Source organism: Aquimarina sp. AU58 (genome assembly GCF_900312745.1).
Classification (GTDB): domain Bacteria; phylum Bacteroidota; class Bacteroidia; order Flavobacteriales; family Flavobacteriaceae; genus Aquimarina; species Aquimarina spinulae.
On record NZ_OMPD01000014.1, the window covers coordinates 801,980 to 827,648 of the forward strand.

Consider the following 25,669-nt stretch of genomic DNA (forward strand, 5'->3'; position numbering starts at 1 on the left):
ATGATTTGCCTTACGGTTTAAATTTTAATGGGTAAGGTCATTATTATATTCTGGATTAAACCAAGCCATATGAATAGGAGTTTCTATACTATGATCGAGATTTTTGATTTTTTGATAATGTTTTCCTTCATTTATAAACCCTAGTTTTTCATAAAATTGAATAGTATTTGTATTATTCTCCCGCACAAATAATTCAACACGAAGGATATGAGGATATGATGTTTTGATCTTTGTTAAAAAGCTAGTGAAAAGTAATTTTCCGAGACCTTGCCCTTGAAAATCAGGGTTAACGACAATGGTAAGATCTGTTAATATATGTCTGAATGCAGAAATATGTATACGATATGCATGAATCTCTGCGATGATTTGATGTTCATATTCTGGATGAGGAATTGCCAATATCAAACCATCAGACATGCTTTTATGTACAAAATCTTGTATGTAATCTAGAGTGATTTCGCTTGATACTCGTATGATCCCACCAGATTGTTTGCCAATTTTTTTGTAAAGCTGATAAATATTTTGAATATCTGATATCTGTACTGCTCTTACTATATGCATTATGAGGTGTACTTTTCTAGTATTTGTTGATGTAATGGTTTTTCTCTTAGTTTGCTTTCGAAATGAGTAACATGATCTGCAAGATTTGTTGATGAGAAGGTTGTTAGTGCTGTTACTTGCTGATCAATTACTTTCCATAACGGAATCATAATTTGATGTGTTTCATTACCCTTTTTTGTTAATTGAAATAGCTTTTTTCTTTTATCAGTTGTATCGATTTTATATTCAACCAACCCTTTTTCCATTAGTTTTTTTAATGCTTGGGTGATTGCAGGTTGTGTATAAAGTAGTTTTTCCTGTATATCAGTTGTTGTAGTATGACCTTGATCTATGATGATTTTAAAAATTGGAAATAGATAAGGGTCAAAATCAATATTACAAGAAGTATATACAATTTGAATTTCTTTCATCACAAATTCACTTAGACGTTTTAACCTGGACCCTAAACCCAGTTCTGCATATTCTTGTAATTTATCCTCCATAAGTATTTATATAAGTACTTATGCAAATATATAAAATATTTTGAATTATTTAAATAATAGGAAGTGGTACGACATTTATAGACCCCGAAAAATCATATTTTGATCTATAATTTCTTCAACTTTTAAACATTTCTTCAGGCGGTAAAGGACATTTGGAGGTATCTAATTTTTGTATTGAGGTGGTACCATTTAATCCTTCTTTATGTAATATCCAGTAATCATTAAAGACAGATTTATAACAGATTTCAATTGTTATTTTTTCTTTTCTTTCATACATCCAGTGTCTTAATCTTAGATCATGTACAAGCTGCATCCAATAGAAACTTTCGTTAGCAGAGATTACAGAGTTGTAAATTCCTCTATTAGAAATCCCAGTACTTATGGAGTCAGGAACTTTGGCTTTGCTAAAAAGATCCCACCAGTCTTTTACGACCTTCCCATTGTATGTAATTCTAACTCCCTCGATTATAGCAGGTCCTGTGCCTTTATTGTGTATAGGAATTTTTAAATATTGTAGTGTTTTATCAGACCAACTTTGATCAAAACCAACGGATAACCTGGGCCAGGCATTTGATTTGGTTTGCTCTAATAAAATATCGGTTTGTTTATTCATGATTGAGGCTTGTCGCATAGAAACGATAAGAGCAGCACCACTTATGATTAATACGGCAATTGCCAGAAGCATTTGCGAATCAAACTTTTTTTTCATTTTCAATAAGACTTATAATATACCTGGAGCAATATAAGAAATTCACAATACTTCATTAACTCCAGGGTGTAATATGTCTTTATCGTTAAGGAACTCTACAAATGTGTAGTACGAGATTTAATACTTAGAGAAATTGATAATTTGTTCAGAATATTCGCCTAATAACAGTCCGATAGAATTTAATGATCCTTCGAGTTCATTAAGATCCAGATTAGCTATCTGTAACGTATCCCTAAAAATTACTTTATCACCAGTTTCGTCTAGTACAAAAGCGCCGTGTATAATATCTCTATTTTTTTGTAATAGACTACGGTATACGACTTCATTTTTATTTTTGATAGTGCAGATATGCTGTTCCATTATTAAAATGGGCGGTGCAACCCCAAGAATCATATTTTTAATTCCTTCGGCTTCTTTGCTGATCATAATAATACCTTCCCTATTGTTTTCATGGGTAATATCATATTTAAGTTGTAGTAAATATTTTTTTACTACCTGATAATGATCTTGCATTAGATGGTTTTTTGATAAATGAATAATTATGTCTGACTGATTTTCTTTAGTGTATCAATATTACAAAAAGTAGCACAAATTTTCTGCAATATCTTTGGCTAAATTAACGAGATAAAAAATAAGAGTGATCATGGGTATGAATGATTTAAGTTAATAATTAGATGTTGTGCTAAAATTTTTAGTATAATCCTCAGTGTTTCTTAGGAAAAGAATAAAATTGTGAAGTATTTCTACTAAAATTAGCTTTTTAATAGAATATTAGCTAATATTGTTAGTGTAAATGTACAATTATTTTTTATAATTGCAAATAAAATTAGCAAAAATGTCTTTTTTCGGAAAAAACATAAAAAAAATACGTGGAGTAAAAGGTTTAAGTCAACAAGCCTTTGCTGAGCTTTTTGACCTAAAACGTGGTACATTAGGCGCATATGAAGAGGGTAGAAGTGAACCAAAAATAGAAACAATTATTAAAATTGCTAATCATTTTAGCATCGCAATAGATGATTTATTAACGAATGAACTTACTGTAAATCAACTTCTAAAGTTTAAAGGGGATCTTACCACTTATGCAGAAGATGTGAAACGAGAGAAATTTGCAATCGTCCCTTGTATAACAGAAAGTACAGCTAATGATTATATTACTTTATATAACACAGAGGGGTTTATTAAAGAATTACCAACCATGCAATTACCAGTAAACCCAACTAAAGAGTTTAGAGGATATACCGTAAGTAATCTCGAGATGACATCACATGATAAAGGTTTTTATCCAAAGGATGTTGTAATAGGAGAAAAGGTTCCCCCAACGGTGATTAAAAAATTAAATAATGGTACACTGGTTTTTGTAGTTGTCGAGAATAAACTAATCTTTAGAAGATTGTATGTTTTAAAAGGAAATGCAGTACTAAGGGCCGATCATAAAAACATTGAAGATTCATCATTTCCTATATCAGACATTAAAGAACTGTGGAGAGTGCGGTATGCATTTTTTAGACGTATACCAGAATTTGGTGACCTGGTTGAAGATAAATTGTTGTTGATAGAGCAGGAACTATTACGAATGAAAGAGAAGCTTAAATAGTTAGTCGTATAATTTGTTTGAATCTGAAAACCTTCTAAATATTCTTTTATTTTTTTAAATGAACATCCACTGTATGTTTTAATTCATAAGAAGAATATTTTAATTTACTTTGAAATTTGCCAAACATGATCTATTAATTCATTGAGTATCAATTAAGTTATGTATTGTATTTGATGTTTAAATTTGGTATCTTGATCTATCCCATGTTATGATGAGTGATAAACAATCTCTTATCTTAATATCTATCCTAGAACAAATAGCTAACAATGTTAGTGTTGTCTGTTAATTTATGCTCTGCATTATATTGGCAAAAACAATGTTCTTTATATCTAAGTTAATCCAATACTGTTATCGCTATTGATGATACTATTTAAGCAGTACCTAATAATATATTAAAGGTTGAGAGAGTCTGGTGAAGTCTTTTTCCAACATAAAATTGAAGATTGGCTAGCTACGACATGCCAGATGTGATAAGAATTTAAAATGTATTTTATGGAGAAGTATGGTATTTCTTGAATAAATACAGCACATCATTTAGTAGTTTTATAAGAGGAGATAATAGTTTAATAGATTTTATATATTGAATGTTTAAAATCAATAACATTTTTTTATCATAAATTTGAGAAATCATAAGAACAAATAATCATCTAATAAAATCTACAGCAAATGGAAAATAAAAACCTCAAGAGTACAGAGTCTCATGGTTCAAATCATCATGGTAATGGTATGGGTGAGTGTCCTTTTATGAATGGTACACTTAAGCAAGGTGCGGGCACAGGAACTTCTAATCGCGATTGGTGGCCAAATCAATTAAACTTAAATATTCTTCGTCAACATTCTTTATTATCAAACCCTTTGGGTGAAGAATTTAATTACAGTAAAGAGTTTAAAACTCTTGATCTTAAAACAATAAAGAAAGATCTTTTTAAACTTATGACCGATTCTCAGGATTGGTGGCCAGCCGATTATGGTCATTATGGTCCTCTTTTTATTCGTATGGCATGGCACAGTGCTGGGACTTATCGAATTGCTGATGGTCGGGGAGGTGCCGGTTCAGGAACTCAACGTTTTGCACCATTAAACAGTTGGCCAGATAATGCCAATCTGGATAAGGCCCGTTTGTTATTATGGCCGATTAAACAGAAATATGGTAAGAAAATTTCATGGGCAGATCTTATGATTCTTGCTGGGAATTGTGCTTTAGAATCTATGGGTTTCAAAACTTTTGGTTTTGGAGGAGGACGTGAAGATGTTTGGGAACCAGAACAAGATATTTATTGGGGTGCCGAGACCGAATGGTTAGGTGATAAACGTTACACTGGTGACCGAGAGTTAGAGAATCCTCTGGGAGCAGTTCAGATGGGATTGATCTATGTAAACCCCGAAGGGCCAAATGGAAATCCTGATCCAATTGCTGCAGCTCGTGACATTCGAGAAACTTTTGGTCGTATGGCGATGAACGATGAAGAAACAGTTGCCCTTATTGCTGGTGGGCATACGTTTGGTAAAACACATGGTGCTGCCGATCCAGATAAATATGTAGAGAGAGAACCGGCCGCTGCGGGTATAGAAGAACAAAACTTGGGTTGGAAAAATAACTTTGGAAGCGGTAATGCAGGAGATACTATTACTAGTGGGTTAGAAGGAGCATGGACCAGTACTCCTACAAAATGGAGTAATAATTTCTTCTGGAATTTATTTGGTTATGAATGGGAATTGACCAAGAGTCCAGCAGGAGCACACCAATGGATACCAAAACACGGAGCTGGTGGTGATAGTGTACCCGATGCACATGACCCTTCTAAACGTCATGCACCAATTATGCTTACCACAGACCTTGCTTTACGAATGGATCCCGCTTATGAGAAAATTTCAAGACGTTTTTATGAAAACCCCGATGAATTTGCAGATGCTTTTGCTCGTGCATGGTATAAATTAACACATCGCGATATGGGACCTATTGCAAGATATCTTGGCCCAGAAGTACCTAAAGAAGAATTAATTTGGCAAGATCCGATCCCAAAAGTTACAGATACATTAATAGATGATCAGGATATTGCCAGTTTAAAAAACAAAATACTTTCTTCGGGACTATCTGTTTCTCAATTAGTATCTACTGCCTGGGCTTCAGCATCCACATTCCGTGGTTCTGATAAGCGTGGTGGTGCAAATGGTGCACGTATTCGCCTTACACCACAAAAGAATTGGGAAGTGAATAATCCGACTCAGTTGGCCAATGTATTAGAGACTTTAGAAAGTATTCAACAAGAATTTAATGGTTCAGCTTCTGGAGATAAGAAAGTTTCATTAGCAGATTTGATAGTTCTGGGTGGGGCTGCAGGAGTAGAGGAGGCAGCAAAGAATGCAGGACATAAGATTGCAGTACCTTTTTCACCAGGGAGAGCAGATGCTTCACAGGAACAAACCGATGTAGAATCGTTCTCTGTTCTGGAGCCGGTTGCCGATGGATTTCGTAACTATAAGAAAACAAAGTCTTCTATCTCTGCAGAAGAAATGTTGATAGATAGAGCTCAGCTATTAACATTAACTGTACCCGAGATGACAATACTTGTTGGTGGTCTTCGAGTGTTGAATACGAATTTTGATCAATCTCAACATGGAGTTTTTACTCAACGTCCCGAAGTGCTTACAAATGATTTCTTTGTCAACTTACTTGATTTAAGCACTACCTGGAAAGCAATTTCTGATGCTCAAGAAGTATTTGAAGGATGTGACCGTACTACAGGAGAAATAAAATGGACAGGTACCCGAGCAGACCTTATATTTGGTTCTAACTCTGAACTACGTGCTCTTGCCGAGGTTTATGCTAGCAAAGATTCTGAAAAGAAATTTGTAGATCAATTTGTTGCAACATGGTGTAAAGTCATGAACCTTGATCGATTCGATTAAACATATTAAACTGTAAAAAGATTAAAACAACAGGTGGCTTGTTGTAAAGCCACCTGTTTGATTCACTAGTTAGGTGACAAAAAATATAGAATCGTACTAGTCACTACTGTTTTTGAAATTTTTTTGATACTGTAAAGAGAGGTTTCGATGCTATATTTTAATCATGATTAATAGATATGTAATACATTATGAAAGATATTTTTAATTTCATTCGATCAGAAGAATTAGGAGAAGTAAAAGCACTTTTAAGTAGTAACCCTGAGGTTGTGAACTCAAAAGACTCCAGAGGTTCTACTCCATTGCTGCTGGCATCTTATTATGGTTTCGAAGATATAACTAAAGAAATTCTAAAATACTCCCCTGATATTGATATAAAAGATGGTGCTGGAAATACAGCACTAATGGGGGTTTGTTTTAAAGGACATTACAATATTGCAAAATTACTTATAACATCTGGAGCAGATGTAAATCAAAAAAATGTTAATGAGGCTACTGCATTAATTTATGCAGCAACTTTTGGTCAAAAAGAAATCATTAAATTATTAGTAGAAAACGGAGCAGATATTTCTGCTAGAGATAACCGTGGATGTACTGCAGAAATGCATGCAAAAAACCAAGGTTTGGAGGTTGCTGGATTATTTAAGCTTGCGTAGTGAAGAGAAACAACGATATAGAAAGTATAAAATCGGTAAATATTAGATCTATTGATTTTAAAAGACAATTGTTAATGTCCTCTGCCATGGTAGCTGTTTTTGAGTCTTTCTTAAAAGAAAGTATCGGAAATGAAGTATTAGTAATAAACACTAATATAGGAATGGAGGTCTATTATTTTTCTAATAATGACTATAGTACATTTATTAGAGAAAGTATCTTATTATATACACTTACTCAGATAGATCATAAAAGACTTAAATTTAAAAATAATCAAAATAGAGAAGAAGTATATCAAAGTTTTTGTCAGGCATTAATTACATTTTCTCAATACCCTCAAATCTTCTTGGCATATGCCAAAAAGTTTATTCATCTTAAAGCAAAAAACAAATCAAGTAGATTTGTGATTCCTATTTTAAACAGTTTTTTTGAAGAAGTACTTAAGGTACTTTCAAAGACAGGTAAAATACCGCATTACGAAAAGATAAAAAAAGCAAAAAATAAATCTCATAAATCCGATCTGGATAAAAGTATTATTGAAAATTTAATTTCTGAAATTTTATTAAAGAAGCATTCTAATTAGTTCTGTTTTAGAATTGAAGTTATTTTGGTAGCATATTTTAAAAGTATCAATACTATAAATATGCGCACAATTGATAACAATCATACGCCTCTTATTTTCTTGTTTCTATAGCTAAATCGATAGCAGTATCTCATGTTTTGAGATTTAGCTGTAAGAAAATGCTATTTTATTGAGATAATGTTTTAATTATTAGACCATGAACAGGGGAAAAACCCCCTTAAAATTACCTGATTAACGTTAACATTTGTAGTATTAAACTTTCATTTTTAGATGGAAAAATGTTAAAATTTCAATGAAAACACCTATTTATCGCCGAAATACATAGTGTTTTGGTGATTACGTAAATATATTACGTTTTTCCCGTATTCGAATATTGAGAATCTGTACTACCTTTATAATGAATTGATTACGAAAAGTTATATCAGTTCAAGAGTAAAAGTAAATTCGTCAAAATGTAAAATAATCTTCTATTGCCCCAGAAGAATGTTTAACACGGTTTAAAAAGATTAAAGATCAAAGAAAAGATCTCTCTTTTAAAATACCAATACTTCTATTACCCCAGAAGTATCCCAAATCTTAAAAATAATGACGAAAATTACTAAACCTACACCAAACAGTACTATATTTAATAGTATACTTCAGATTAAGAATCTTTTTAATAATCTCTTTTCTAAGACTTTAGTTAATGAAAATGATACTAAAGGTACTTTTAAAACAATATATCAGCGATTACTTTTTATAATATCTATCCCTCTTTTATTATCATGTAGTACTGGTGATGACCTAGACGCTGTAGGCATTGAGCCAGAGTTTTCGGCACCAGAGAAGATTGTAAAAGTTAATATTATTTATGTAGAATCTTCAGAAACTTTAGATAAATCATCATATACTCTTAACGAAGCGGAGTTTATAAATTATTTGAATGGAGAATATTTTCACAGATTTGGAATTGGATTAGAATTAGGCGAATCTAAAAGCTTAGTTAATGAAGAGCTTTATGATCTTAGAGATAATGAAGGTTCAGAACCTAGTACATTTTTGATGCAATCTCGAGAATCTTATGATAAAAGTAAAGTAAACATATATATAGTTAAAAGATGTAATATTCTAGGCATCGCAGGGATTGGGAGAGATCAAAGAGTATTGATAACAGATGAAAACCTATTTACTTCGACTGCTCCACATGAAATAGGTCATGCGTTAGGTTTATTTCATAGTCACGAAGCAGAAAATATTATGAATACTGTAAATAAAGATTCTAGACATAATTTTAATGAAACTCAAGAAAAGAAAATAAAGAAACGAATTGATGAAATTAACCTGAATAGTTAAACTAAGCAATTGATAGTTTGATTATAATGAATGATAAAATATATTGTCGATAACAATAAATTCAGATACTGACCATACATAAATAAACCTGTAATTTTTACTAGCAACTTCTTCTTAGCCAGATATAAAAAGGATTTTCATCCTTAAAAATAATAACTGTTTTTTAATAATGGTATAGCGCTAGTGATGAAATTGATTAAGGAAAAACAAAATTTTTAAAGATAAAAAAGAGCTAATGTACAATTCAGTACATTAGCAGTACAGTTCAATTCATTTAGTTTTTTATATAGAACATAGTGTTCCACCTTTGCATTAATAAAATCAATCAATCAATTAATCAAAAAACGAACAGTTATGAATCTAATATCAAGGATTATTGTCGCAAACCTGTTTAAGGTAATACTGTTAATTCTTTCTCTACTCTTTATATCAAATATTAATGCCCAGTCCTATGCCGTAAATTATAATAAAGGCAAAACCACTATTAAGGTTCAGAATGGCATGTTTGATAATTTCTCGATAAATTATGAAGGAGAGATCACACTATCGAATGATGATAGAGATGTTATAGGTATTTCTGATGGTGGTTACCTCGAAATAAAAAAATCTGCTTTTGGTAGTAAACGCCGGATTGTAATCGAATCCGAGGGTAATGGAAAGCTTAATAAAAAGTATTTTGTTGGTTCTTCTAAAAAAGATTTTAATTCTGAAGGTAGAAAATGGCTTGGTGAGATTTTGCCAGAAATTGTAAAAACAACAACTTTAGGAGCAAAAGGTAGAGTAGATCGATTCTATAATCAGGGTGGTGCCAATATGGTATTTAACGAAATAAGAACGTTTGAAAGCGATCATGTAAAATCTACATATTTAAAATTAATATTAGAAAAAAAACTATCTCCTAAAGAGATGGAATCATTATTAAGATTAGCGGGAGAAGAAATAAAATCTGATCATTACCTCGCCGAATTATTAAGATACAAACAACAAAACTTTTTTGCTTCAAACGCTTTAATATCTGCATATATAGAAGCAACAAAAAGTATTGGGTCTGATCACTATGCTACAGTGGTATTAAATACGGCTATCGAAGATGGTAACCTTTCTGATGACCAGATAGGTAAATTATTTAAGATAACAGCAGAAATTGATTCTGATCATTATATGTCTCAGGTGCTTATCAATGTAATGAAGAAACGAGAACTAAATGAAACTAATCTTAATCTTTTAATCGAAAACTCTAAGCAAATTGGATCTGACCATTACAAAGCACAAGTACTAAATAAAGCGTTAGAGCTTCCTGGGATTTCTAGAGGAAATTACAATTCTTTTTTGGCCACATTAGAAGATATTCAATCTGATCATTATATCACTACAGTGCTTTCTAGACTATTGGATAAGAAATTAAATAGTAGTGAATTAAGTGAATTACTTTCACTGGCAGGAAAATCAGTTGGATCTGATCACTATTTGGTACAAGTTCTGACTAAGGCCATTAATAAACAAGGTTTGGATGGAGAGAATATGGATGTCTTTATCCAGGCATTATCCAGTGTTAGTTCTGATCATTATGCTTCTGTAGCTCTAATAAAGTTATCGAGGAAAAACCTAAGTAACAGGCAACTTCTAGAAATTCTTAATAATGCAACGTCTCAAATAAGTTCGGATCATTATTTGTCAGAAATTTTAATAGCTTTTGCTCCGTCGGTTAATAAATCTGGAGATAATGTAAAAGAAGCGTATCGTAACGCTTGTAAAAATATTTCATCAGAAACGTATTTCGGAAGAGCCCTTCGTGCACTAAAGTAACAATACATATTTCATCCTGCCATTAGTCTTTTATATCTCTGTATTATTGACTATTTTGGTAGGATGAAGTCTAGTATAGATCATTATATATACCAACCATCATCAATCGTGAAAAAGTATTTTGCTATCATTTTAGTAGGGTTCGTTCTAGGATTGCTCACGTATAGTTTTTTGGGATTTACCCAAGAAGAAGATAATACAAAACTACTATGGCTATCAGGATTTCTGGGAGTTATTATTATCTATACCAATACGATCTTCAATGAAATATTTAATAAGTTTATTTCCTGGAAAAAATATACGGGACTTCGCCTTTTAACAGGAGTATTATCCAATACGATCATTTCTTTTCTATTCATAAGTCTTGTTTTATATGGATATGCTTTTATAAAAGAAGCACAAGTTTCTTTTATTGAAGATTATAGTGAAATATTACTAAAATTGATTATCCTGATATTTTTTGCTTCTCTGGTGTATACTATTATTTATTTTGCAATACACTCTTATTATCAATATGCAAAAGGTCAAATAGTAGCATTACAATTAGAACGAAAACAAACCGAATTACAATTAACAGCATTAAAATCACAATTAAGCCCTCACTTTTTATTTAATAGTGTAAACACAATATCTTCTTTGTTGTATAGTGATGTAAAAAAAGCAGAATTATTTATTCGAGAACTAGCCAAATCCTACCAGTATATTTTAAACAAATACGAAAACAAATGGTTAACTGTCGAAGAAGAATTACAATTTGTGAATTCTTACCACTTCTTATTGCGTACACGATTTAATGATCGTATTCATTTAGAAATTACATTGCCAGATTGGGTGCTAAAAAGTAAAATCCCACCACTAGCACTTCAAATGTTGATAGAAAATGCTGTAAAACATAATCAAATGACTTCTTCTGAAGTATTAAAAATAGTTATCACCAGCAATGATCATAATATTAACGTATCAAATAACAAGACCATAAAACCTAAAGGAGTAGATTCTTTTAAAATAGGATTAGGCAATATTAGATTAAGGTATGATCTCATTTTTAATAAAACTATCGAGGTAATAGATGAGGAACAGTTTACTGTAAAACTTCCTATTATTTTATAAAGTAAGTTTACCTAAAAACGTTAATGTGAATTCAAATAAATACTAAAGTACAAACAAGTGAATAAGTTATTCATACATAATCCAATATTTAGAATCATTAGCCCTCTTTGTAGTGGTGCTCTGGTGTATCTGCTTATTTTACTGGTTAATAATAATGTGACCCAGTTACAAGAAGAATTTCTTGGGCAAGAATTATATGTATGTATCGGTTTAGCCTATCTTATTCAGGAATATTCTAGAATTTCTTTATTCTTTTTTGAAAAGCTAAAATTTCCAAATTCGTTGGTAGGTAAGATTATACTGCAAATCATTATTTCGGTAATTACTTCTATACTTTTAGTTTCTGGATCGATGTTTCTGTATTTTGATTTAGTGCTAGGGTTTACACCTAATAGTTCTGAGCTTATTGTTTTCAATAGTATCTTTTCGGTGATTACAATAATATACCTTTCGTTATACCTAAGTCATCAGTTTTTGCATAAAATAAATACAGAAATAATGACAAAAGAATTATCTCTGAAAGAGGGGGTAGAACAGGATTTTATTCAATTTAAAAAAGGAATAAATCCTACATTAATGTTTGAAACCTTAGAGTCGCTAATATTGGTCATGAAAAAGGATACTGATAAAGCAGAATTTTTGGTAGATCATTTCTCGGCTGTATACCGATATATCCTTTCCAAAACAATAAAAGAGTTAGTGCCTATTAACGAAGAACTCGATGCTTTGGATCAATTACTACTTTTATTTGAGTATTTGCCATACAGAAAAACGAAATTTATTAAAGAAGAATCCATACATACGTTAGTTGTTCCTGGTAGTCTTTTATCCTGTGCAGAACAGATTATAAGAAGTACAATAGTTTCAAGAGAAACAGAACTTATTGTGACAATGACTCAGGATTCGAAATATGTGTTGTTAAAATATCCGCATCAGGAAAAGATTAGTTATACTATGGATTGCAATAGTATCAAAGATATTCTGGATATGTATCGATTCTATACAGATATACCAATTACTGTTACCAAAGATGATATGTATACTATAATTTATATACCAAAACTTACTATCGATGAAAGTAGCAATAATTGAAGACGAACCTTTAGCAGCAGAAAAATTAGAACGTTACTTGTTAAAATATGATTCTGATATTAAGGTAATAAGTAAACTGGTTTCAATAGAAGAAGCGGCACTTTGGATAGACTCACATCAGGAAGAAGTAGATCTCTTTTTTATGGATGTTCAACTTATAGATGGACTTAGTTTTGAGATTTTTAATAAAGTCAAAGTGAGTAAACCCGTAATCTTTACTACAGCCTTTGATGAGTTTGCGATTGATGCTTTTAAGGTAAATAGTATAGACTATCTTCTAAAGCCAATATTGTTTACAGATCTTTCAAAAGCATTAAAAAAACTAGAGACATTACGATCTCAGTTTTTGGGAGAGATTAATGTTAGTCATGCGGTTAAGAATATGACTAGTAGTACATATAAAAATAGGTTTTTGGTTCGCCTGGGAAATCATATTCATTCAGTTAAGAGCGAGGATATTTCCTTTTTCTTTGCAGAAGGACGAGATGCTTACCTTGTTGCAGAAAACCGAAAAAAATACATGATAGAATATAAACTAGAAACTCTCGAAGAATTATTGGAGCCCAAAAGTTTTTTTAGAGTAAATCGAACTTTTATTGTCAATATCAATACGATACAGGATGTATTGGTTTATTCTAACAGGCGTTTAAAACTTACTTTAAACCAAAATATAGATAAAGAAGTTATTGTTAGCCGTGAGAAAGTTGCAGATTTTAAACAATGGTTTGAGGGAAATTAAAACACAGAAGAATATAAAACTTCCTCAAAAATGAATTTAAGCCATTATTGAGGAAGTAATCTAATATTTTGAATCTTTAAGATAAAGGGGATTAAAACTCTGCATTAAGAGGTGTTCTTGGATAAGGAATCACATCACGAATATTACCCATCCCTGTTACAAAAAGAACAAGACGCTCAAACCCAAGTCCGAAACCACTATGTGTACACGTACCAAAACGACGAGTATCTAAATACCACCATAATTCTTCTTCAGGAATATTAAGAGCAGCCATCTTTTCTTTAAGCACATCCAAACGCTCTTCACGTTGAGAACCACCTACTATTTCTCCAATACCAGGAAATAAAATATCCATTGCTCTTACCGTTTTTCCATCTTCATTAAGTCGCATATAGAACGATTTAATATCTGCAGGGTAATCAAATAGAATCACTGGGCATTTAAAATGTTTTTCGACAAGAAACCTTTCATGTTCACTTTGTAAGTCAGCACCCCATCCATCAATAGGAAATTTGAATTTCTTCTTCTTATTGGGTTTAGAATTTTTAAGAATATCAATGGCTTCGGTATAGCTTACTCGTTTAAAATTGTTCTCTAATATAAACTTTAATTTATCTCGTAATAACATTTCGGCACGTTCTGCCTGAGGTTTTTGTTTATCCTCCTGTACCAGGCGATTTTCTAAAAACTCAAGATCATCCTGGCAGTTATCTAAAATAAACTGGATTACGTATTTAATAAAGTCTTCTGCCAAGTCCATATTGCCATCCAGATCACAGAAAGCGACTTCTGGTTCTACCATCCAGAATTCTGCAAGATGTCTCGATGTATTTGAGTTTTCTGCCCTAAAAGTAGGTCCAAAGGTGTATACCTGACCTAATCCCATAGCATAAGTCTCTGCTTCTAATTGACCAGAAACAGTTAAGTTTGTTTCACCACCAAAAAAATCTTCTTTATAATCAACCTCACCATTCTCATTTTTTGGAATGTTATTAAGATCCATATTGGTTACTTTAAATGCTTCTCCAGCACCCTCGGCATCACTTTTTGTAATTACTGGTGTATGCACATAGTAAAAATCATTTTTTTGAAAATATTCATGTATTGCAAAAGATAATTTTGAGCGCACTCTCATGATAGCCCCAAAGGTATTGGTGCGAACCCTTAAGTGAGCTTGCTCACGTAATTTTTCTAGCGAATGCCGTTTTGGAGATAAAATAGTAAGTTTTAAGTCTTCGGGATCAGCATCCCCTTCGATTTCTACATTAGATATCTGGATCTCTACACGTTGCCCTTTTCCTTGACTTTCGATAAGAGTACCTTCTATCGCAACTGCTGCACCAACATTTATTCTGCTTTGTATAGCAGCATCGATTGTATTATCTTCTAAAACACACTGAATATTATTAATAGTTGATCCATCATTAACCGCTATAAAACGATCATTTCTAAAAGAACGAACCCAACCTTTAACAAGTACAGGCTGTAATAATTTATCACTTTGTAGTACCTCTATTACTTTAGTATGTTTCATCTGTTTTTTTAATATTATTTGTTTTTGGTTTTATAGCTTTCAATACAATTTAGTGAGTATAAAACCAAGGATGTTTGAATTTTGAGGTAGCAAAGATAATTTTTTAATCCGATTGAAGCATAATCTTATGAATTCAAAAAAGATATAGTAATTAAAATATATTTTGATGCTCTTTTGGATACTGGTGAGTTTATACAATCAAAATACCAAAATCTGACGTTTTTTCGAATTATGATTCTACGTAAAAACCGTAATTAGATGTGTTTTTGATTGAAAAATAGACGTATTTGAGAGTTTTTTTGATAAATTATTGCAAAAAAAATAAGTTTTCATTGATGTTTAAAATACTGCGAATCAGTAATTTGAATACTGTTTTGTTGGATTTTACTTGTTTAAATAGTGTTAAAGTTTAAGCTATTTCGGTAAAAAGGGGATTTTTCCCCCCTATTAGGTATTTCAAAATATAAAAAGGGGCAGTATCTTGCATATGCAATTATGACGATTGTGTTTACGTTAAGTTTAGTTCGATAGGTTTTGGGGTAATCTATCTTACAGAAGTCCCGCTAGTTTCTAGCGGGGCTTTTTTTTTGATAATATTATGTGTTTTTTATGTCTTATTTTCTTTATTCTTCCTCGCCTTGAGTTTCTTCAAGTTCTTCATCATTAGGAATGATTTTCAAGGTAGGTTCTTTAAGAGTTTTCTTATTTGCAATACTTCGTTCTAACGAAAGTAATAAGGAAGGAAGGAGTAAAAGATTTGCCAGCATAGCAAATAATAAAGTTGTTGATACCAAGCCTCCAAGTGCCTTGGTTCCCCCAAAACTAGATATCATGAATACCGAAAAACCAAAAAATAAAACAGTTGAGGTATAAAACATACTCACTCCTGTTTCTCGTAATGAAGCAAGAACAGATTTTCTAATCCTCCAATGATTTGATTTTAATTCTTGCCTGTATTTTGCAAGGAAATGTATAGTATCATCTACAGAAATACCAAATGCAATACTAAAAACTAATATTGTAGAAGGTTTTATTGGTACACCAAGATACCCCATAAGGCCTGCAGTCATGAGCAATGGTAATAAATTTGGTATAAGTGATATGACAATCATTTTCCAGGATCGAAACATCCAGGCCATAAAAAGAGCAATCAAGATCACCGCAAGACCTAGAGAAAAAGATAAATTCCATACCAGATATTTAGTTCCTTTCTGAAAAATAAGGGCTTTACCAGTAAAAGAAACGTCATATCTGTCTTTTGGGAAAATTTTCTCTAATTGTGGTTTTAGGGTAGCTTCTATACGCTCCATTTCTTCTGTACCTACATCTTTCATGAAAGTAGTGATTCTTGCGTATTGTCCGGTAGAATCCACATAACTATTCATTACTCCTACTTTAGATTCAAAACTTTTGGCATACGGTAAAATAAAGTTTCGCTCCTGACTGGTAGGTATTTGATAATATTTAGGATTTCCATTATAAAAAGCTTGCTTAGAGTATTTAACCAGATTAACAATAGAAATAGGCTTTGACAATTCAGGAGTTTCTTCGAGAAGCTCCTGTAGTTTTTCCATACGTTTTAATGTAGGTAATTTTAATACTCCTTGTTTTCTCTTGGTGTCTACTAATATTTCTAATGGCATAACACCATCAAATTCTTCTTCAAAAAACTCTATATCCTTATAAAACCCGGCAGATTTGGGCATGTCTTCCAATAGGCTTCCAGAGACTTTTATAGTATAAATACCAATAATGCTAACGATTAGAATAATGACAGAAGAAAAGTAGATTGTTACTCGTCTGGTTTTCACCATCTTTTCCATCCAATCCATTAGCTTCTCAATCCACCCTTTACCCAGGTGTTTTAAGTGTCTTTCTTTGGGTTGGGGCATATAACTATAAATTATAGTGATGACTAGAAGACAAAGTATAAATAGAGCGATTATATTTAAAGAGGCAACAATACCAAATTCTTTAAGTAATTTACTTTCGGTTAGGGCAAAGGTTGCAAATCCTGAAGCAGTAGTTACATTAGTCATTAATGTAGCATTACCCACTTTGGTGATTACCCGTTGAAGAGATTTTGCTTTATTACCGTGTTTTTTTATTTCTTGTTGGTATTTATTTATTAAGAAAATACAATTAGGAATACCAATTACAATTACTAACGGAGGGATAATAGCTGTAAGTACAGTTATTTCATATTCTAAAAGCCCTAAAATTCCAAAAGCCCACATTACTCCAATAATTACAGCAGTCATGGATATAAAAGTGGCTCTTAAGGATCTAAAAAAGAAAAAGAAAATTAATGAAGTAACGAGTAGTGCTGCAAGAATGAAAATTTCTATTTCATCCATTATGTTTTGAGAATTCAAAGTTCTGATATATGGCATACCAGATACTTTTACATCCATCTTGTATTCATTTTCAAAAGCTAAAACAGAAGGAAGTAAAACTTCTTCAATAAACTTTTTTCGCTTTTTGGTGTTTACGATATCCTTTTTGAGATACAGTGCGCTTTGGATGGTTTTTGATTTCGTGCTGTATACAAGTCCTTCATAAAATGGTAACTTATTAAATAACTCGTTTTCGTATTTGGATACTTGTTTTTCAGTATAACTAGAATCCTTAATAAAAGGAACTAACTCAAATCGTGCAGGATTATCTTCTTTTTTTAAAGTTTTAAGATCGGCTATAGAAACAACCAAGTCGATCTCTTCATATTTTTTAAACGAATTATTAAAATCATTCCATGCTTTTAGCTTTTTAGGAGTAAAAAGTGTACTGTCTTTAACAGCCATTACGATTAGATTGCCTTCTTCACCAAATTTTTGAAGGAATTTTTGATATAATATATTTACCTCATGATCATCGGGGAGTAGATTCGCCTCTGAGTGAGAAAACTTCATGTTTTTCCACTGAAAACCTAAAAAAATCGTAATTCCTATTATTGCCAGAAATATTACCGCCCTATTGCGAAGTATAATTCCAGCCAGTGCATTCCAAAACCCGAAACTGAATAATTTTGCCATCCTTTATTTTCCTGCTGCAAATGTAAGGATTGGGGAATTATTATTCAGGTATTTCTGAAAAGAAAATGATTTATTGTGTAAAGACTATAGTTTTAAGTAAAAAGTAAACTTACCCGAAATATTATCCTCAAAACGAGGGAGATGATAGGCGCCATAGCGATAGGCAAAACTAAGCCCAAAACCGGCAAATAATTTGTTGATTTCAAATCCTGATTCTTGATATCCATGTTGCAAAGACGAAAAATTTACCCCTTGATGGTTTTCAAGATTGCTAACATCTCCGATGGCATAGCGAGTTATAAAAACGAGTTCCGGTTTAAACCAATTTGTGATTTTTACAGGTTTAATTCTATGTTTGACCTGTAATGTTGCTAGTCTGTCATTAAAAAACTCACCAAAATACATAGTTTCAAAAGTCCTTCTGCCGGCTACAGAAAATCGTTGAAGCACCGTTTCTTTGGTCGGAGCATTAGGATAAGCGTGATACAAATGTGTGAGTGGGATATCTCCAGAAGCGATATCTGCTTCAAATAAAACACTTGTTTTAGATTGATTAATACGGTTAATGATATATTCTGCCTTTAAACCTATTTTGCTATAAGAGAAATTACTATCAAATACACCCTTGAAACCTTGCGTATATTGTGCTGTAATTTTGGGATATCCATCATGAATTTCTTTATATCGATTAGGAGTTTTTAGAAATTTACTAAACGGACTCCATCTTAATGCTATTGTAGCTTCTGCTGTTTTATATCCCGAAAATAGATTACCGTCATTTAGATATTGATATCCTCCGGTTTGATTTATATTACTTATAGAAAATTGAGTTTCTGAAAGTAGTTTAGGAAATATCTGCTGCTGCAAACTAGTACTCCAGGTTCTGTGCTTGTAATAGAAATCTATATTTACCAAACGAGGCTCGAATAATGAATATACTCTTTTGTCTGTAAGGTAAAGGAAACTACCTACTTCTCTAATATCATCGGTATAATTAAAATTAAACCATGAGTTTGATTTTTTATTTACTAATAAACCTCCTCCTATACCATATTTGGATTTTGAATCTCTAAATCCGTAAACAAAATATCCTTCTAGTCTAAATTGATTAGAGAATTTTGTGTTTGTTAAGCCACCTATTCCTAGCCGCAACCCTTCATAATTATTGTATTTTATAGGGTAAGTGAGATCAAAATTGAAAAATCCTACAGGGTAATATCCAATATTAAAACTTTGGATAACATCAATTCTGCGTTCTATGTTTTGTACTTTTACAATGCTATCTATGACTTGAAACGAGTTTAGATCTTTTTCTGTAATCGCACTAGTACGATATTGATTCCAATATGACTCGGGTCTGTTATTAGCTTCGGGATCTATGCTTATTGTAGCCTGATTTTGTTTAATATCTTGACTAGTATCTAATTTGATATCAAATAAGTCTGTTGTAGAAACTAAAAAATCATTATTTCCAGAAGAACTTTTTTTATCATTCCCTAATCTTCCTACAGAGATTCTCCCTCCAAATAAGCTTACTTTTTGTCTTCCATTTCCTGGTCTTATTGTGATCTCTTGTTTGGTTGGGAACCAGCTTTTTTGTTCAGAGAAATATTTAAAACTATGAGTTGCCATCACGTTAAGTTCGCCTCGTAATTCTATAATAGCTTTTTGAATTCCTAATGATTTTGTATCTATATATAATACGCCTTCTAAACTTGCATAATTTTTAGATTTACGGGGTTGAAAAAGAATGACGTAAGCTGGGTTTTTTCCCTGTACAGTATCGAGAACCTTATAATAATAATTTCTAAGAGCTCTGTTTGATAATGGTCCTATGTATTTATTGTTAAAAATCGTGTAATCTTCATCATAAAGAGAATTAGATTGTATTTTGATCCCAAGTACATTATAAATAGGCTCTTTAAAACCACTCATTCGAGTTGCTAAAACGGTCTCTTTTTCACCGGCATTTTTTCTAAATTGGTGTAAACTTATTTTTTCTGAAAGAAAGGAATGAGCTTTGTTAAATAGATGCTCCATATCGACACTAGTAGTGTCTAGAGTATTTAATTGAGCTTGGTTATCTTCTGTGATTTTTAGTTTGTTATAACTTTTATAACTAAAATTACGTAATATCTTTTTTGGATTATTTTTGTTTTTCCTACGTATGACTTCAATAATAAGTTGAGCTGCAACGTTTTCGGGAGTATCTAATTTTACTGTCTCAAGATTTTCTTCTTTAGTACTGAGTCGTACTTCTATTTTTTCTGAATTTTTGGATGTAATTAAAATAGTCTTTGTTTGATATCCTAGATAGCTTATAGTAAGATTAACAGGGTAGGTATTACATCGTATAACAAACTCGCCCTTAACAGAAGTTAAGGCGTATGAAGAATTACTGGTTTTTATAGTGGCAAATGGCAAGGGTTGATTAGAACTTTCATCAATGACAATACCGTTAATACTAACTTGAGAAATTAAGACAAAGTGTACAAAAAATAATAAACAAAAAATTTTGTTCTGCATTATACCAAATAGGTTCAAAAAAGGCGAAGATACAAAAAAAGCGTTTCTAATAAGAAAACGCTTTATTTATAATTTCTATACATTGGGAAATGTTAAACTGTCATAATTTCTTTTTCTTTATGACTAAGCATTTCATCAACTTTTTTAATGTATGTATCTGTTAATGTTTGAATATCTACTTCAGTGTTTTTTGCCAAATCTTCTGATAGACCTTCTTTTTCTAATTTTTTAATCTCATTATTGGCGTTTTTACGATCATTACGTATACCAACTTTAGAATCTTCTGCTTCAGCTTTTGCTTGTTTCGCAAGATCTTTACGGCGTTCTTCTGTGAGAGGAGGAACACTAATGATAACGCTTTCGCCATTATTCATTGGGTTAAACCCTAAATTAGCTACCTGAATACCTTTCTCAATCTCAGGAATTACAGATTTATCAAAAGGCTGAATTGTAATGGTTCTTGCATCAGGAGTAGTTACATTTCCTACCTGGTTTAACGGAGTAGGAGAGCCATAGTACTCTACCATTACACTGCCTAACATAGCAGGAGATGCTTTACCGGCTCTGATATTGAGTAATTTTTTTTCTAAATGAGTAATTGCTGCTTGCATTGACTCTTTGGTCGAATCTATAATAAAATCTATTTCTTCGTTCATGTTTTAGTTCTTTTCTTCTGACAAATCAAAAAATAAGCCAATATGATTAAAGGTTTACTTGAGTACCTATAGATTCACCAGAAACTACTTTTAGTAAATTTCCGGCTTTATTCATATCAAAGACTATTATAGGTAATTCATTTTCCTGACTTAATGTAAATGCTGTTGTATCCATCACTTTCAGACCTTTTCGTAAAACATCGTCAAATGATATGAAATCAAATTTTGTGGCATCAGCATTTTTTTCTGGATCAGAGGTGTATATTCCATCAACTCTTGTGCCTTTTAGAATAACATCTGCATTAATTTCTATAGCTCTTAGCACTGCGGCAGAATCAGTAGTGAAATATGGATTTCCTGTTCCTCCACCAAATATTACAACTCTTCCTTTTTCGAGATGACGTATTGCTCTTCGACGTATAAAAGGTTCTGCAACTTCATTAATCTTTACTGCAGATTGTAATCGAGTAGGTATTTCGGCATCTTCAAGAGCACTCTGTAGGGCCAGCCCATTAATAACGGTTGCAAGCATGCCCATATGATCTGCTTGAACTCTGTCCATTCCTTTACTGGCACCTGCAACACCTCTAAAAATATTACCTCCACCTATCACAATAGCAACTTGTACGCCTTTTTCTGTAATTTGTTTGATTTCATAGGCATACTCTGCCAATCTTTTAGGATCAATTCCATATTGACGATCACCCATTAGAGCTTCGCCAGATAATTTAAGTAATATTCTTTTATATTCCATTATGAGATTTAACTGTGGTGCAAATATAACGATATTCTTAATTTAGAAAATAGTTTGGATTATAAAGGTGGATTTTTAAGTTAAATAGTCAAATGTTAAAGTTTAAAAACTATTAAAAAAAGGGTGGTTTTCCCCTATAAGAGGTATTGATTCGTGTTGAATTATGTTATAGGTTTGCATCAAGGAAAACAAAAAAGGTGTTGGGGATGATAAATGTTTTTAGAAAGGAAATTGAACGTTTTTAGTATGTAAATACGATGTAAGTGTTTATATAGTATAGGCTAATTGGGGAGTTAGTTTGTATTGGGGGTAAGTTTTGGAAGAAATTCTAAACTTATAAACGTTGGAAACCAGAAAGGAAATATTTTGAAAATGATGAATAAAAAACCGCTTCTATTATAGAAGCGGTTTTTATTTTTTTCAGATACGTCTGAATACTATATGATTTTTGGATTAACCCAAAGCTACTCTTTCAAAAGCAACTACAGATACATCGCCAAGTGTTTTTACATAATCAGCAACACTTTTCTTTTCATCTTTAATGAAATTTTGGTCAAGAAGACATTGTTCCTGATCTAAAGTAGTATTGTCAGAAATAAATCTTTCTAATTTTCCTGGAAGAATTCTATCCCAGATTTGCTCAGGTTTACCTTCTGCTTTAAGCTCTTCTTTCAACTTTTCTTCTGCTTGCGAAATTACATCATCAGTCAATTGAGATCTTGAAATAAATAGAGGAACATTTTTCAATGTTTTTCCTAATCGGCCAAGTTCAATATTCTCTTTTTCGATTGCTGCAATTCTTGCTTGAGTTTCTGAAGCAACATATTCTGGATCAAAATCTTTGTAAGACAATGTTGTCGCTCCCATAGAAGCTACTTGCATAGAGATATCTTTGGCAAGTGTTTCTGCATTATCTATCTCATTTGATAAGCCAGTTAGAGCACCGATTTTATTTCCGTGTATATAGGATCCAACAAAAGGAGCTTCTAGTACTTTAAAATCTCCGATTTCGATTTTTTCTCCAATAACACCAGTTTGTTCAGTAAGTTTTTCCTGAACGGTCATACCATTAAAATCTGAAGCTAAAAATTCTTCTTTAGAAGAAGTGTTAAGAGCTACTTCTGCTAGTTGTTTTGCTAAAGAAACAAAAGAGTCGTTTTTTCCTACGAAATCAGTTTCGCAATTAAGAGAAACGATTACTCCTTTGTTTTTTGAATCATTAACTTTTGCAATAACTGCACCTTCAGAAGATTCTCTATCTGCTCTTTTATCAGCAATTTTTTGTCCTTTTTCTCTAAGGATTTTGATTGCTTTGTCAAAATCTCCTTCAGCCTCAACAAGGGCTTTTTTGCAGTCCATCATTCCGGCACCTGTAGCTTTACGCAATTTACTTACTTCGGCTGCTGTAATATTTGCCATATCTTTAAATATTTAATGTGTAAAATGTATTGTTTGTATAAAAAACAAGTCGTTTAGTTAGTACTGCAAAAGTAAAGAACCAAACGACTTATCAATTTTATATTAAAGTTAAGTTTTATCGCAGAGACATAAACTTAACTTCGAATTTTAATAGATATATAATCTATTTGTTTATTCTTCCTCTTGCTTTGCAGCTTCAGTTACCGGAGCTTCTACTGTAGCTTCAACCTTTGCAGGTGTTTCAACTTTTGCAGGAGCTTCAACCTTTGCAGATGTTTCAGCTTTTACAGGAGCTTCGGCTTTTGCCGGTGCTTCAGCTTTTGAAGGAGCTTCGGCTTTTGCCGGTGCTTCAGCTTTTGCATCTTTTTTAGGAGCTTCTTTTGTTGCTTTTCTTTCGCTTAGTCCTTCTATAACAGCATCACTTACATAAGTCATAACTTTGTCTATAGATTTAGAAGCATCATCATTTGCAGGGATTACATACTGTACCTGACGTGGATCAGAGTTAGTATCAACCATTGCAAAAATAGGAATGTTTAATTTTTGAGCTTCTTTTACCGCGATATGTTCGCGAGTAATATCTACAACAAATAATGCCCCAGGTAGACGAGTCATATCAGAAATAGAACCTAAGTTCTTTTCTAATTTTGCTCTTAAACGATCTACTTGTAAACGTTCTTTTTTAGATAGTGTATTAAAAGTACCGTCTTTCTTCATTCTATCGATAGAAGCCATTTTTTTGACTGCTTTACGAATAGTAACAAAGTTAGTAAGCATACCACCAGGCCATCTTTCTGTAATGTATGGCTGATTAGCTTTACTTGCTTTTTCGGCTACGATTTCTTTAGCTTGTTTTTTAGTCGCAACAAAAAGGATTTTTCTGCCGGACGCTGCTATCTTTTTTAAAGCTTCACTAGCTTCATCAATTTTTGCAGCAGTTTTATATAAGTTAATGATGTGAATGCCATTACGCTCCATATAAATATATGGTGCCATATTTGGATCCCATCTTCTTGTAAGGTGACCAAAGTGTACACCTGCATCAAGTAATTCTTTTACTTCGATATTGTTTGCCATTTTTGTAATAGTTTACGTTCTGTTGAATTAGCAATGCTCAAGTGGCTACTTTTTGTATGGCCTTGTGCATTTAGATGCTAAACTAACCCCTCACGAATTGAGGTAACAACAAATACTGTTTTAATAAATTAACGTTTAGAGAACTGGAATTTCTTACGAGCTTTCTTCTGACCGAATTTTTTACGCTCTACCATTCTTGGATCTCTGGTTAACAAACCTTCTGGTTTTAGGATTGATCTGTTTTCTTCGTCTAATTCACATACCGCTCTTGATATTGCTAAACGAACAGCTTCTGCCTGTCCAGTAATTCCTCCACCATATACATTTACATTTACATCGTATTTGTCCTCATTACTTGTTAAAGTTAAAGGCTGATTTACTTTGTATTGTAAAGTAGCAGTAGTGAAATACTCATTAAGGTCTTTCTTGTTAACCGTAATTTTTCCAGAACCATCCTTAAGATATACTCTGGCTACAGCCGTTTTTCTACGACCAATTTTGTGAATAACTTCCATTACTTAAATTCGTTTAAGTTAACAGTTTTAGGTTGCTGAGCTTCCTGATTGTGATTTGCTCCTGCATATACCTTTAAATTACGGAATAAAGCTGCACCTAGTTTGTTCTTAGGTAACATTCCTTTTACCGCTTTTTCGATTAAACGCTCTGGATTTTTGTCATACAATTCCTGAGCAGTAAGACTTCTTTGCCCTCCAGGGTATCCAGTGTGACGGATATACGATTTATCAGTCCACTTTTTTCCTGTTAAGTTGATTTTCTCGGCATTGGTAATGATAACATTATCACCGCAATCAACGTGTGGGGTAAAGTTAGGCTTGTGTTTTCCTCTTAGTAGTAATGCAACTACAGAAGAAAGACGCCCTAAAGTCTGTCCTTCAGCATCTACATGCAACCATTCTTTTGTAACGGTAGCTTTGTTGGCAGATACTGTTTTGTAACTTAATGTGTCCACACTAATTATTTTTACTTAATTAAACATTCCTTTTCCTATATAAAATAGGGGTGCAAATGTACAATTATATATTTATATAGCAAACAGGTAATAGATATTATTTTTAAAGTATGATGCATTGGTTTTCAGTGA

The 25,669-nt window shown here is 32.3% G+C and carries 22 protein-coding genes; 9 read left to right on the forward strand and 13 right to left on the reverse strand.

Going from position 1 to position 25,669, the window contains the following annotated elements; genetic code table 11:
• Positions 1 to 24: 24 nt before the first annotated feature.
• The 4 genes from DK441_RS14845 to DK441_RS14860 all read right to left on the reverse strand — a co-directional run bounded on the left by DK441_RS14845 (position 25) and on the right by DK441_RS14860 (position 2,265).
• The gene (locus DK441_RS14845; protein WP_109851416.1) at positions 25 to 561 is read right to left on the reverse strand and encodes a GNAT family N-acetyltransferase; all 537 of its coding nucleotides are present in this window, start codon (positions 559 to 561) and stop codon (positions 25 to 27) included.
• Positions 561 to 1,043, reverse strand: a complete 483-nt coding sequence (locus DK441_RS14850) for a MarR family winged helix-turn-helix transcriptional regulator (protein ID WP_109851417.1) — start codon at positions 1,041 to 1,043, stop codon at positions 561 to 563. Before DK441_RS14850 ends, DK441_RS14845 begins: the two co-directional genes overlap by 1 nt.
• A 115-nt stretch (positions 1,044 to 1,158) precedes the next feature.
• Complete coding sequence (locus DK441_RS14855) at positions 1,159 to 1,752, reverse strand: hypothetical protein (RefSeq protein WP_109851418.1); 594 nt, start codon at positions 1,750 to 1,752, stop codon at positions 1,159 to 1,161.
• Between the two features lie 117 nt (positions 1,753 to 1,869).
• Positions 1,870 to 2,265, reverse strand: coding sequence for a hypothetical protein (locus DK441_RS14860; RefSeq protein WP_025666906.1), 396 nt, complete (start codon positions 2,263 to 2,265; stop codon positions 1,870 to 1,872).
• 322 nt (positions 2,266 to 2,587) lie between these two features.
• Here DK441_RS14860 and DK441_RS14865 point away from each other — a divergent pair, with 322 nt between their 5' ends.
• From DK441_RS14865 to DK441_RS14905, 9 genes are all read left to right on the forward strand, one after another.
• On the forward strand, positions 2,588 to 3,346 hold the full coding sequence (locus DK441_RS14865; protein ID WP_025666905.1) for a helix-turn-helix domain-containing protein: 759 nt from the start codon (positions 2,588 to 2,590) through the stop codon (positions 3,344 to 3,346).
• 666 nt (positions 3,347 to 4,012) lie between these two features.
• Complete coding sequence (gene katG / locus DK441_RS14870) at positions 4,013 to 6,256, forward strand: catalase/peroxidase HPI (RefSeq protein ID WP_109851419.1); 2,244 nt, start codon at positions 4,013 to 4,015, stop codon at positions 6,254 to 6,256.
• Between the two features lie 188 nt (positions 6,257 to 6,444).
• Positions 6,445 to 6,909 carry an ankyrin repeat domain-containing protein gene (locus tag DK441_RS14875; protein ID WP_109851420.1) on the forward strand — a complete coding sequence of 155 codons (465 nt, stop codon included), beginning with the start codon at positions 6,445 to 6,447 and terminating at the stop codon, positions 6,907 to 6,909.
• Positions 6,909 to 7,490, forward strand: a complete 582-nt coding sequence (locus tag DK441_RS14880) for a hypothetical protein (protein ID WP_109851421.1) — start codon at positions 6,909 to 6,911, stop codon at positions 7,488 to 7,490. Before DK441_RS14875 ends, DK441_RS14880 begins: the two co-directional genes overlap by 1 nt.
• Positions 7,491 to 8,075: 585 nt before the next feature.
• A complete protein-coding gene (locus DK441_RS14885) occupies positions 8,076 to 8,822 on the forward strand; it encodes a matrixin family metalloprotease (protein WP_109851422.1) in 747 nt (248 codons plus the stop codon).
• A 354-nt stretch (positions 8,823 to 9,176) separates the two neighbouring features.
• Complete coding sequence (locus DK441_RS14890) at positions 9,177 to 10,628, forward strand: hypothetical protein (RefSeq protein ID WP_109851423.1); 1,452 nt, start codon at positions 9,177 to 9,179, stop codon at positions 10,626 to 10,628.
• Positions 10,629 to 10,736: 108 nt separating this feature from the next.
• A complete protein-coding gene (locus DK441_RS14895) occupies positions 10,737 to 11,738 on the forward strand; it encodes a sensor histidine kinase (protein WP_160112109.1) in 1,002 nt (333 codons plus the stop codon).
• Positions 11,739 to 11,795: 57 nt separating this feature from the next.
• The gene (locus DK441_RS14900) at positions 11,796 to 12,830 is read left to right on the forward strand and encodes a histidine kinase (RefSeq protein ID WP_160112110.1); all 1,035 of its coding nucleotides are present in this window, start codon (positions 11,796 to 11,798) and stop codon (positions 12,828 to 12,830) included.
• Positions 12,811 to 13,569 carry a LytTR family DNA-binding domain-containing protein gene (locus DK441_RS14905; protein WP_109851426.1) on the forward strand — a complete coding sequence of 253 codons (759 nt, stop codon included), beginning with the start codon at positions 12,811 to 12,813 and terminating at the stop codon, positions 13,567 to 13,569. The genes DK441_RS14900 and DK441_RS14905 overlap by 20 nt, the downstream gene beginning before the upstream one ends.
• Before the next feature lie 91 nt (positions 13,570 to 13,660).
• Here the strand turns inward: DK441_RS14905 and asnS are convergent, their stop codons facing one another.
• The 9 genes from asnS to rplM all read right to left on the reverse strand — a co-directional run bounded on the left by asnS (position 13,661) and on the right by rplM (position 25,537).
• The gene (gene asnS / locus DK441_RS14910; RefSeq protein WP_109851427.1) at positions 13,661 to 15,103 is read right to left on the reverse strand and encodes an asparagine--tRNA ligase; all 1,443 of its coding nucleotides are present in this window, start codon (positions 15,101 to 15,103) and stop codon (positions 13,661 to 13,663) included.
• Positions 15,104 to 15,726: 623 nt separating this feature from the next.
• Entirely contained in the window at positions 15,727 to 18,135 is a 2,409-nt protein-coding gene (locus tag DK441_RS14915; RefSeq protein WP_109851428.1) for an RND family transporter, read from the reverse strand.
• 84 nt (positions 18,136 to 18,219) lie between these two features.
• Positions 18,220 to 20,661: a DUF5686 family protein gene (locus DK441_RS14920; protein ID WP_109851429.1), complete on the reverse strand. Its 2,442-nt coding sequence runs from the start codon at positions 20,659 to 20,661 to the stop codon at positions 18,220 to 18,222.
• A gap of 92 nt (positions 20,662 to 20,753) precedes the next feature.
• Positions 20,754 to 21,317, reverse strand: coding sequence for a ribosome recycling factor (frr, locus tag DK441_RS14925; RefSeq protein WP_074409716.1), 564 nt, complete (start codon positions 21,315 to 21,317; stop codon positions 20,754 to 20,756).
• Between the two features lie 46 nt (positions 21,318 to 21,363).
• Positions 21,364 to 22,071, reverse strand: a complete 708-nt coding sequence (gene pyrH, locus DK441_RS14930; protein WP_101447028.1) for a UMP kinase — start codon at positions 22,069 to 22,071, stop codon at positions 21,364 to 21,366.
• Between the two features lie 453 nt (positions 22,072 to 22,524).
• Positions 22,525 to 23,490 carry a translation elongation factor Ts gene (tsf, locus tag DK441_RS14935; protein WP_109851430.1) on the reverse strand — a complete coding sequence of 322 codons (966 nt, stop codon included), beginning with the start codon at positions 23,488 to 23,490 and terminating at the stop codon, positions 22,525 to 22,527.
• A 171-nt stretch (positions 23,491 to 23,661) separates the two neighbouring features.
• On the reverse strand, positions 23,662 to 24,567 hold the full coding sequence (gene rpsB, locus DK441_RS14940; protein ID WP_235015769.1) for a 30S ribosomal protein S2: 906 nt from the start codon (positions 24,565 to 24,567) through the stop codon (positions 23,662 to 23,664).
• A 128-nt stretch (positions 24,568 to 24,695) separates the two neighbouring features.
• Positions 24,696 to 25,082: a 30S ribosomal protein S9 gene (gene rpsI / locus DK441_RS14945; protein ID WP_109851431.1), complete on the reverse strand. Its 387-nt coding sequence runs from the start codon at positions 25,080 to 25,082 to the stop codon at positions 24,696 to 24,698.
• Entirely contained in the window at positions 25,082 to 25,537 is a 456-nt protein-coding gene (gene rplM, locus DK441_RS14950; protein WP_109851432.1) for a 50S ribosomal protein L13, read from the reverse strand. The genes rpsI and rplM overlap by 1 nt, the downstream gene beginning before the upstream one ends.
• Positions 25,538 to 25,669: the final 132 nt, after the last annotated feature.